This is a genomic window from Devosia sp. (assembly GCF_035944845.1).
Lineage (GTDB): Bacteria > Pseudomonadota > Alphaproteobacteria > Rhizobiales > Devosiaceae > Devosia_A.
Genome location: NZ_DASZAW010000029.1, coordinates 71,225 through 80,760, shown reverse-complemented (window position 1 = coordinate 80,760; position 9,536 = coordinate 71,225). Strand labels below are relative to the sequence as shown.

Genomic DNA, 9,536 nt, shown 5'->3' with positions numbered 1-9,536 from the left:
GCTTTCGATCGGCCCGGTCAGATCGCCGAGAATGCCGATCTTGACGTCTTCGGCGAGCGCCGGAACTGCGAGACCGAGCACGGTCGCGGCAACGGCGAGGCCAAGGATACTGGATTTGTTCATGATGTCCCTCTGCAAAGTCACTTCGCCGTGCAGCGTTGTTTACCGCCGTCTCCACCGAAGCAACAATCAACGGGGGCACAACCCGTGCCCCGCTGCGGGCGATATTGCATAAATTGCGAAGGCGAGTCATCCGCTTTTGATCAAGTGGTAAAAGTCCGTCCCGGCATTTGTCTTGAGGGGTTCCGACCCTATAAGTTCGTGCTCCCGATCCGTTCCTCGTGCCGGTCCGATGACAAAGCTGCTTGCCTGCCTTTCAATTCTCGCACTGACCTTGGCGCTGGCAGGCGCCTCGGCGCAGGAGTCGGTGCAGACGCTCGATCCGCCCGCGGCAGGCGCGGCAGCCGACCCGAGCATCGGGGAAGCGCCGCCGCCACCACCCTGCGGGACGCAGCAGCTCGCCATCGCCCGCATGGCCTGGCCCTCGTCGGCGCTGCTCGCCGAGGTGCATTCACGGGTGTTGACCGCAAACTATCTCTGCAACGTCGCGGTGCAGGAGGGTGATCTTGCCGCCACCGGCTCATCGATGGGCGCCACCGGGCAGCCGGCCGTGGCGCCGGAGCTGTGGATCGGCCGGATCGCCGAGATCTGGAATGCCGCAATGAAGGGCCAGAAGGTGCGTCAGGCCGGCACGCCCTATGCCGACACCACGTTCGAGGGCTGGTTCGTGCCCGAATATGCTGCGGCGCAATGGCCCGAAGTGACGACCATCGACGGGCTCAAGGCGCATGCCGCCGATTTTGGCGACGGCAACGGACGCGGCAAGTTCATTTCCTGTCCGGTCGACTGGGGCTGTGCGGTGGTGAACCGCAACATGCTGAGGGCCTATGGCCTCGACCAGTTGTTCGACATCGTCGAGCCGGCCAACCGGTTCGAGCTCGATACGCTGATCGCCGAGGCGGTGGGGCGGAACGAACCGATTCTGTTCTACTACTGGCAGCCCAATGCGGTGCTGGCGCAGTTCGCCTTCAAGCCGGTGACGCTTGCCGCCTACGATCGCGATGCGTTCCTTTGTATGGGACGCACCGCCTGCGCGTCGCCGACGCCGACCGGGTTCGCCCCCGACCCCGTCGTGGTGGCGCTGGCGGAATGGGTCTATCTCGATGCGCCGCAGGTCGCGGCGTATTTCGGCCGGGCGCGGATGCCGTTCGCCGAGATGAACCTGATGCTGCAGCAACTGGGCGAGGCCGGGGCGACGGTGGAAACGGTGGCCGACCGGTTTATCGCCGAACGCGGCGAAATCTGGCGCCCCTGGGTAGGATTGCCACCGCTCGAGCCGGCAGCGCAGTAAGGTCGCGTCAACCAAACGCGCGACAGCGGCGGGGCTTGTGTCCGCGTTGTCATGAAGCTTGCCTAGGCTCGGCGGGCGAACGTCCCCAGTTCGCTCTAGACACTTGTATTCGTTGTCATAATCCCTCGCCGTTAGGTGTTCCGAAAGCTTCTGGGAGGAGGCTGCGCGCGATTTGTGTGTGCGCCGATCCCCAAGCGAGCCAGGAGGCTATTCGTTGCAACGCCAAGCTTCGCTGCAGCATGTCATCAGGACCTATCGGCTGGTATTCGCCGGAGCGGCGGCGCTGATCGTGGTGACCGGGGTGGTGGCGCTGCTTGGTTATTTCACCGACCCCAGGGCGATCGAAATGGTGGTGGTGCGGGTGCTGGCGGGCGCCAGCCTGCTGCTGTTGCTGCGCTGGGGCTATGTGCGGCTGAAGCAGGAGCTGGCGAGCGCCGCACAAGAGCAGCGGCAGTTACTCGACCTCGCCTATCGCGATGCGCTGACCGGAGCGCACACGCGCTCGTACTTCTTCAGCGCGCTCAAGGAGAGCCTGCATGGCGACGACCGGCCGGTCGCCTACATGCAGATCGACATGGATAAGCTCAAGGTGCTCAACGATTCGCATGGCCATGGCGCCGGCGACGCGGCGCTGGTGCATCTGGTAAAGACGCTGAAGACACTCTTGCCGGAGGCGCTGATCGGTCGGCTCGGCGGCGACGAGTTCGGCATTGCTCTCGTCGGCCAGGACAGCCGGCCGGCGCTGGTGCGGCTGGGCGATCAGATTCTCGCGACACTGGGCCAGCCGATCAGCATCGACGGCCGGCCGATCCGGCTGTCGGCAACCATCGGGGTGGCGCTGTGGCCGCAGGACGCGGCCGAAGCGGACGAACTGGTCTCGAAGGCCGACCTGGCGCTCTACAAGGGCAAGAAGGAGGGCCGGGCAGCGACGGTGGCATTCGAGAGCGAACTGATGGCCGACGAACGGCACAAGCGCTTCGTCGAGCGTGACCTGCGGGCTGCCATCCTGTTGAACGAGCTCGAGCTGCACTACCAGCCGATCTTTGCCGCCGACGGCACGACGCTCAGGAGCCATGAGGCGCTGGTGCGCTGGCAGCACCCGGTGCGTGGGCAGGTGCCGCCAGGCGACTTCATCGGCATTGCCGAGCAGTCCGACCTGATCGACAAGCTGGGCGACTGGGTCCTGCGGCGTGCTGCTGCCGACCTCGCCGCGCTCGGCGTGCCGCATGTCGGCATCAACGTCTCGGTGGTGCAGTTGCGGCGCGCCGATTTCGCCGAGCGTTTCGCCGATATCCTATTGGAGGCCGGCGTCAGTGGCAGCCGGATCGTCATCGAGATCACCGAATCGCTGCCGCTGAAATCGGGGACGGTCGAGTTGAGCAATATCGAAGCGCTGCGCAGGCTCGGGATGCGGGTGGCAATCGACGATTTCGGCAGCGGCTTTGCCAGCCTCGAGTATCTCAGGGGCTTTCCGTTCGACATCATCAAGATCGACCGCTCCTATGTGGCCAATCTGCCGGGCAGCCGGATCGACGGGTTGATCGTCTCATCGATTACCGAGATCGCCCGCTCGCTGCAGGTCGAGGTGATTGCCGAAGGGGTCGAAACGGCCGAGCAGTTGCAGTTCCTGCAGCGGGCCGGCGTCACGGCGCTGCAGGGCTATCTCCTGGCTCGGCCGGAGCCATTGCGCTCGTCGCGCTTTGCTTCGGCCGCCTGAAGGCGTAGGCCTTGGGCATGAAGGCCGAAAGCGCTGTCGAAATCCGCGTTGCCGAGGCCCACGAGGCCGGCGCCATCGCCGCAATCGTGATGGCCGCTTATGCCAAATGGATCCCCCTGATCGGTCGCGAGCCGATGCCGATGCGGGTCGATTACGACAAGGCGGTGCTGGAGCATCGCTTTGACCTCGCGGTGGACGCCGGCACCATCCTCGGGTTGATCGAGACGGTACCGCACCCCGATCATCTGTGGATCGACAACGTCGCGGTGGCGCCCGAGGCCCAGGGGCGGGGCATAGGCCGGATGCTGCTGGGCTTCACCGAGATCCGGGCGATCGCGGCCGGCTTCCCTGAACTGCGGCTCGTCACCAACGGAGCGTTCGAGAGCAATGTCGCGCTTTATACGCGGGTTGGCTTCGTCGTCGACCGGATCGAGGATTTCATGGGCGGCAAGGCGGTCTACATGCGCAAGCCGTTGCAGCAGACCTAACCCAAAGTCGTGAGACTTAGGGTTGGCGCTGCCGCGCCTTGCCTCACCGACAGCCCGATGCTTATAAAGGCTTCCGGGAAGACCCTGGCATTTCTATCGGAGTATGTGATTTGGACGTGAAGCGGATCAACGACCACGTGAGCGTGTCCCCGCAGATCAGCCCCGAGGATGTGGCCGCCATCAAGGCCCAGGGTTTCGTCGCCATCATCAACAATCGGCCGGACGGGGAATCCCCGGATCAGCCTCCCAGCGCGACGATCGAGCAAGCGGCGCAAGACGCCGGCCTCGCCTATCACTACATTCCGCTCGGCCGCGAGGGCGTCAGCGCCCAGATGGTCGAGGAGACCAAACAGGTGCTCGAGGGGAGCACCGGCCCCGTGTTCTGCTACTGCCGTTCCGGCACCCGTTCGACGACCCTGTGGGCGTTGAGCCAGGCCGGCAAGGCGCCTGCCTCCGAGATTATCTCGGCGGCGGCGAATGCGGGTTACGACATGTCCCATCTCGCGGGACATCTGAGTCAGAAGTAACGGCCACTTGGGCCGCAACGACCCTTTCCGGCGCCTCATGGTGCCTCAATCCCCTCTGCTCGGGTAACATCGATGCCGATCAAGAAGATCCTTGTCGCCAACCGCAGCGAAATCGCCATCCGGGTGTTTCGCGCCGCCAACGAACTCAACATCAAGACGGTCGCCTGCTATGCCGAAGAGGACAAGCTGGCGCTGCACCGGTTCAAGGCCGACGAAGCGTACCTGATCGGCAAGGGCAAGGGCCCGGTCGAAGCCTACCTGCAGATCGAGGAATATATTCGGATCGCCCGCATCTCCGGCGCCGACGCGATCCACCCCGGCTATGGCCTGCTCTCGGAATCGCCGGAATTCGCGGATGCCTGCGAGGATGCCGGGATCATCTTCATCGGGCCGCGGGCCCAGACGATGCGCGACCTCGGCAACAAGGTGGCGGCGCGCAACATGGCGATCGCCTCCGAAGTGCCGGTGGTGCCGGCCACCGAAGCGCTCCCCGACGACATGGCTGACGTCAAGCGCATGGCCGCCGAGATCGGCTATCCGCTGATGCTGAAGGCAAGTTGGGGCGGCGGTGGCCGCGGCATGCGCCGGATCATGGACGAGTCGACGCTGGTCCATGAGGTGTCGGAGGGCAAACGCGAGGCCAAGGCAGCGTTCGGCAAGGACGAGATGTATCTCGAAAAGCTGATCGAGCGGGCGCGTCACGTCGAGGTGCAGTTGATCGGCGACGATCACGGCAACCTCGTGCACCTGTTCGAGCGCGACTGCTCGGTGCAGCGGCGCAACCAGAAGGTGGTGGAGCGGGCGCCGGCGCCCTATCTCAGCCAACAGGTGCGCGACGACCTCACCGGGGCGGCGATCCGGCTGGGCAAGGCCGCCAACTATCGCGGCGCCGGCACGGTCGAGTTCCTGCTCGATGCCGACACCGACAAGTTCTACTTCATCGAAGTGAACCCGCGTATCCAGGTCGAGCACACGGTGACCGAAGTGGTCACCGGCATCGACATCGTGAAGGCACAGATCAAGCTGCTCGAAGGCGCGGTGATCGGCACGCCGGAATCGGGCGTGCCGAAGCAGGAAGACATCCGGCTCAACGGCAATGCCATCCAGTGCCGCGTCACCACCGAGGACCCCGAACAGAACTTCATTCCGGACTATGGCCGCATCACCGCCTATCGCGAGGCCACCGGATTCGGTGTTCGCCTCGATGGCGGCACCGCCTATGCCGGTGCGGTGGTCACCCGGTTCTACGACCCGCTCCTCGAAAAGATCACCTGCTGGGCGCCGACCGCCGATGAGGCGATCGCCCGCATGCACCGGGCGCTGCGCGAGTTCCGCATCCGCGGTGTCGCCACCAACTTGGCGTTCCTCGAGAACATCATCACCCATCCCGATTTCGTCGAGAACCGCTACACCACGCGCTTCATCGACACGACGCCGGCGCTGTTCGACTTCAAGGCGCGGCAGGATCGGGCGACCAAACTCCTCACCTATATCGCCGACGTCACCGTCAACGGGCATCCCGAAGTGCGCGACCGGCCGCGGCCGCCGGCCGATGCGGCTGCTCCGGTGGTGCCGGAGTATGAGCCGCTGATCGTCGTCGAGGGGAGTAAGCAGATTCTTGATCGCGACGGTCCCAAGGGGCTGGCGCGCTGGATGAAGGCGCAGAACCAGGTGCTGTTCACCGACACGACGATGCGCGATGCGCATCAGTCGCTGCTCGCCACCCGGATGCGCTCGTTCGACATCACCCGGATCGCGAGTTCCTATAGCCGCGGGCTGCCGAACCTGTTCTCGCTCGAGTGCTGGGGCGGCGCGACGTTCGACGTGTCGATGCGCTTCCTCAACGAGGATCCGTGGGAGCGGCTCGCCGCGGTGCGTGAAGGTGCGCCGAACATCCTGACGCAGATGCTGCTGCGCGGCAGCAATGGCGTCGGCTACACCAACTACCCCGACAACGTGGTGAAGTTCTTCGTTGCCGAAGCGGCTAAGGGCGGGGTCGATGTATTCCGCGTGTTCGACTGCCTCAACTGGGTGGAGAACATGCGCGTCTCGATCGACGCGGTGATCGAGGCCGACAAGGTGGCCGAAGGCGCCATCTGCTATACCGGCGACCTGCTCGACCCTGAAAGGGCCAAGTACGACCTCAAGTACTATGTCGGGCTCGCCAAGGAGTTGGAAGCTGCCGGCGCGCATGTGCTGGGGCTCAAGGACATGGCGGGGCTCATGAAGCCCGCTGCGGCCAAGAAGCTGATCGAGACGCTGAAACAGGAAATCGGCCTGCCGATCCACCTCCATACCCATGATACCTCGGGGGCGGCGTCCGCGACGATCATGGCGGCGGTGGATGCCGGCGTCGATGCCGTGGACGCGGCGATGGACGCCCTGAGCGGCACCACCTCGCAACCGACGCTCGGCTCGCTGGTGGCGGCGCTCAAGGATGGGCCGCGCGACCCCAAGCTCGACCAGAAGGTGATCCGCGAGATTTCGTTCTACTGGGAGGCGGTGCGCAACCAGTACCGCGCCTTCGAGAGCGACCTGAAGGGCGGCGCCTCGGAAGTCTACCTGCATGAAATGCCGGGCGGGCAATTCACCAACCTCAAGGAGCAGGCGCGCTCCCTCGGGCTCGAGAGCCGCTGGCACCAGGTGGCGCAGACCTATGCCGACGTGAACCAGATGTTCGGCGACATCGTCAAGGTGACGCCGTCGAGTAAGGTGGTTGGCGACATGGCGCTGGCCATGGTGTCGGCCGGGCTGACCCGCGCCGATGTCGAGGACCCCTCGCGCGATATCGCGTTCCCGGATTCGGTGGTCGGGTTCTTTGCCGGTGACCTCGGCCAGCCGCCGGGCGGCTTCCCCAAGGCGTTGCAGAAAAAAGTGCTGAAAGGCCGGACACCGCTCACCGAGCGTCCCGGCTCCTACCTCAAGCCGATCGACCTCGAGGCCGAGCGCAAGAAGGTGGCCAAGGATATCGGCGGTGAGGTCGACGACAAGCGGCTCGCTTCGTCGCTGATGTACCCCAAGGTCTATGCCGACTTCGTCAAGACCCAGGACAAGTACGGCCCCACCGAGGTGCTGCCGACGCCGATCTATTTCTACGGCCTCAAGGAGGGCGAGGAGGTGTTCCTCGACCTCGAAAAGGGCAAGACCCTGGTGCTGACCTACCAGGGCCGCACCGAGACCAATGAAAAGGGCGAAGTGCGCGTCTTCTTCGATCTCAACGGCCAGCCGCGCACCATCACCGTGCCGGACCGGCTGAAGGTCGGCGAAGTGAAGGTCCGCGCCAAGGCGGCGCTGGGCGATGCCAAGCAGATCGGCGCACCGATGCCGGGCGTCATCTCGTCGCTGGGCATCAAGGTCGGCGACAAGGTGGTGGCCGGCGACGTGCTGCTGTCGATCGAGGCGATGAAGATGGAAACCGCCATCCACGCCGAAGCCGATGGCACCGTGGCGGAAGTCACGGTGAAGCCGGGCGACCAGATCGACGCCAAGGATCTGCTGGTGCGGTTCGAATAGACCTCAGACTTCCGCGCCCATTGCCGTTGCGATGGTGCGGAAGTCTGGTTCGCTGATCTCGAACAGGCCCAAGCGCATCTGGTAGCCCCAGTTGGCCTTGCCCCTGGTAAACTCGAGCCGTTCGAGCAGTGGCGCGATCGGAGCCTCGGCTGCTTCGACGTAATCGACATTCCGCCGCCATGGCGTGAAGTCGCCGCCCATTACGCCCTGGTAAAGCTCCTCGTCCCGCACTCGCCCGATGGTGGTGAAGCTCTGCAGCCGATCCTTGCCGCCGATGGTTTCGGCCGGCGAGTAGTAGGCCACCCCGTCTCCGGCGCTGATGCGCTGCAGCGGGGCCTTCTTGCCGTGGTTCACCTGCATGAAGCCGTCGCGCCCCCGACGGGCGTGCTCAGCCGAGGCAACAGCAATCCAGAACTTGGTCATGTCGATCTCCGTTCATACGAAGACCCGTGTCACGGCGGCCTGTCAGAAAACGGCAGTGGTCAGCGCCGGCGGTAGGTGCCGTCGATGACCTTGTTGCCAGCGGCGTCGCGATAGACAGGCGCTTTTTGCGGCAGCATGCGGACGATCAAGCTGACCAGTAGCGGCACGACGATGAAATCGTCGACCCAGCCGAGGAGCGGGATCACGTCGGGGATCAGGTCGATCGGGCTCAACAGGTAAGCCGGCACCAGCAGCATCAGGGCCTTGAGGTGGACCGGCGTCTCGGACGAGACGAAGGCCTGCCAGAGCGTTGCGAGTTCCTTGCGGAAGGTGAGGAAGCGGGCGAGGAGCGAGAACCTTTTCATGCGTTAGAAATGGTCTCGGCCGGAGCCCGCTTCAAGGGGTGCTGCAGTCGGTCGCAGCATCCATCCTGATTTCAGAACTTGTATTCTAAAATATGTATTCTATAATTCTCACATGGCTAGAACACGCTCATTCGATCGCGACGCCGTGCTTGCTGCCGCCGGCAATGCCTTCCGCCAGCATGGCTACCGCGATGCTTCGATCGTCGAACTGGAGCGGGCAACCGGGCTGGTGTCGGGCAGCATCTACAATGCGTTCGGCGACAAGGCTGGGTTGTTCCGCGCGGCGCTCGAGCACTATGTGCACGGCTTTGTGCAGCAGCGGCTGGCAGTCTTTGCCGGCGAGGATGCCGGGCTCGACGAGTTGGAGCAGCTCTATCTTTCGGTGCTGGCGCCGCCGCTGTCGGATGGCTTTGGCTGCCTCGTCAACAATTCGATCATCGAGTTCGGCACGGCGCCGGGCATCGCGTCGGATGGCATCACCGAGACACTGGCGCTGGTGCGTGAGGCGATTGCCAGCGTGCTGGCCCGGGAGATCGGCCCCGATAATGCCGAGGTCGAGACCATGCAACTGGTGCTGCTCTACCACGGCGTGCTGACGCTTTCGCGCAGCGGCACCGACCTCGTGGCGATGCGCTCCGCGGTGCACGCAACCTTCGAGCGGCTGCGCGCCGCTCGTGCCCAACACAACAAGCCGTGAGAGGAACCACCATGCTGACCATGTTCAATCCCGGCGGCGCTGCCCCCGAAGCTCCGTACAGCCACGGTGCCCTCGTCACCAACGCCGCCCGTACGCTCTACATTTCCGGGCAGGTCGGCGTCGACGCGACGGGCCGGATGGGCGCCGATATCGGCGAGCAGGCGCAGATTGCTGTCGCGAATCTCAATGCTGTGCTGGCGGAAGCCGGAATGACCCCGGCCAACCTCGCCAAGGTGACGATCTACCTCACCGATGACAGCCTGATCCCCGGCTTCATGCAGGCAGCCGGCGGCGGCTTGCCGTCACCGCCGCCGGCGACGACGCTCCTGGTAGTGAAGGCGCTCGCCGCCCCGCCGCTGCTGGTCGAGATCGAGGCGATCGCCGTCGCCTGAGGT

9 protein-coding genes are annotated in these 9,536 nt (G+C 64.7%); 7 read left to right on the top strand and 2 right to left on the bottom strand.

Annotated features, from left to right (window positions below):
- The first annotated feature begins 352 nt into the window (after window positions 1–352).
- The 5 genes from VGV07_RS04740 to pyc all read left to right on the top strand — a co-directional run bounded on the left by VGV07_RS04740 (window position 353) and on the right by pyc (window position 7,656).
- Complete coding sequence (locus tag VGV07_RS04740; protein ID WP_326867537.1) at window positions 353–1,411, top strand: glycine betaine ABC transporter substrate-binding protein; 1,059 nt, start codon at window positions 353–355, stop codon at window positions 1,409–1,411.
- A gap of 214 nt (window positions 1,412–1,625) precedes the next feature.
- Window positions 1,626–3,128: a putative bifunctional diguanylate cyclase/phosphodiesterase gene (locus VGV07_RS04735; RefSeq protein ID WP_326867536.1), complete on the top strand. Its 1,503-nt coding sequence runs from the start codon at window positions 1,626–1,628 to the stop codon at window positions 3,126–3,128.
- Between the two features lie 17 nt (window positions 3,129–3,145).
- The gene (locus tag VGV07_RS04730; protein WP_326867535.1) at window positions 3,146–3,616 is read left to right on the top strand and encodes a GNAT family N-acetyltransferase; all 471 of its coding nucleotides are present in this window, start codon (window positions 3,146–3,148) and stop codon (window positions 3,614–3,616) included.
- A 116-nt stretch (window positions 3,617–3,732) separates the two neighbouring features.
- A complete protein-coding gene (locus VGV07_RS04725; protein WP_326867539.1) occupies window positions 3,733–4,143 on the top strand; it encodes a TIGR01244 family sulfur transferase in 411 nt (136 codons plus the stop codon).
- Between the two features lie 72 nt (window positions 4,144–4,215).
- Window positions 4,216–7,656, top strand: a complete 3,441-nt coding sequence (gene pyc, locus VGV07_RS04720) for a pyruvate carboxylase (protein WP_326867534.1) — start codon at window positions 4,216–4,218, stop codon at window positions 7,654–7,656.
- A 3-nt stretch (window positions 7,657–7,659) separates the two neighbouring features.
- Here the strand turns inward: pyc and VGV07_RS04715 are convergent, their stop codons facing one another.
- Entirely contained in the window at window positions 7,660–8,079 is a 420-nt protein-coding gene (locus VGV07_RS04715; RefSeq protein ID WP_326867533.1) for an EVE domain-containing protein, read from the bottom strand.
- Window positions 8,080–8,138: 59 nt separating this feature from the next.
- Complete coding sequence (locus tag VGV07_RS04710) at window positions 8,139–8,444, bottom strand: YkvA family protein (RefSeq protein ID WP_326867532.1); 306 nt, start codon at window positions 8,442–8,444, stop codon at window positions 8,139–8,141.
- 112 nt (window positions 8,445–8,556) lie between these two features.
- On the opposite strand from VGV07_RS04710, the gene VGV07_RS04705 reads away from it, so the two are divergent.
- Together VGV07_RS04705 and VGV07_RS04700 are read left to right on the top strand one after the other, a co-directional pair.
- Window positions 8,557–9,141: a TetR/AcrR family transcriptional regulator gene (locus VGV07_RS04705; protein ID WP_326867531.1), complete on the top strand. Its 585-nt coding sequence runs from the start codon at window positions 8,557–8,559 to the stop codon at window positions 9,139–9,141.
- A gap of 11 nt (window positions 9,142–9,152) precedes the next feature.
- On the top strand, window positions 9,153–9,533 hold the full coding sequence (locus tag VGV07_RS04700; protein WP_326867530.1) for a RidA family protein: 381 nt from the start codon (window positions 9,153–9,155) through the stop codon (window positions 9,531–9,533).
- Window positions 9,534–9,536 lie beyond the last annotated feature (3 nt).

Excerpts from the sequence above, each read along its gene's own strand:
- VGV07_RS04740 (WP_326867537.1), top strand. The coding sequence starts at position 353 with ATGACAAAGCTGCTTGCCTGCCTTTCAATTCTCGCACTGACCTTGGCG.
- VGV07_RS04710 (WP_326867532.1), bottom strand. The coding sequence starts at position 8,444 with ATGAAAAGGTTCTCGCTCCTCGCCCGCTTCCTCACCTTCCGCAAGGAA.
- VGV07_RS04715 (WP_326867533.1), bottom strand. The coding sequence starts at position 8,079 with ATGACCAAGTTCTGGATTGCTGTTGCCTCGGCTGAGCACGCCCGTCGG.
- VGV07_RS04730 (WP_326867535.1), top strand. The coding sequence starts at position 3,146 with ATGAAGGCCGAAAGCGCTGTCGAAATCCGCGTTGCCGAGGCCCACGAG.
- pyc (WP_326867534.1), top strand. The coding sequence starts at position 4,216 with ATGCCGATCAAGAAGATCCTTGTCGCCAACCGCAGCGAAATCGCCATC.
- VGV07_RS04700 (WP_326867530.1), top strand. The coding sequence starts at position 9,153 with ATGCTGACCATGTTCAATCCCGGCGGCGCTGCCCCCGAAGCTCCGTAC.
- VGV07_RS04705 (WP_326867531.1), top strand. The coding sequence starts at position 8,557 with ATGGCTAGAACACGCTCATTCGATCGCGACGCCGTGCTTGCTGCCGCC.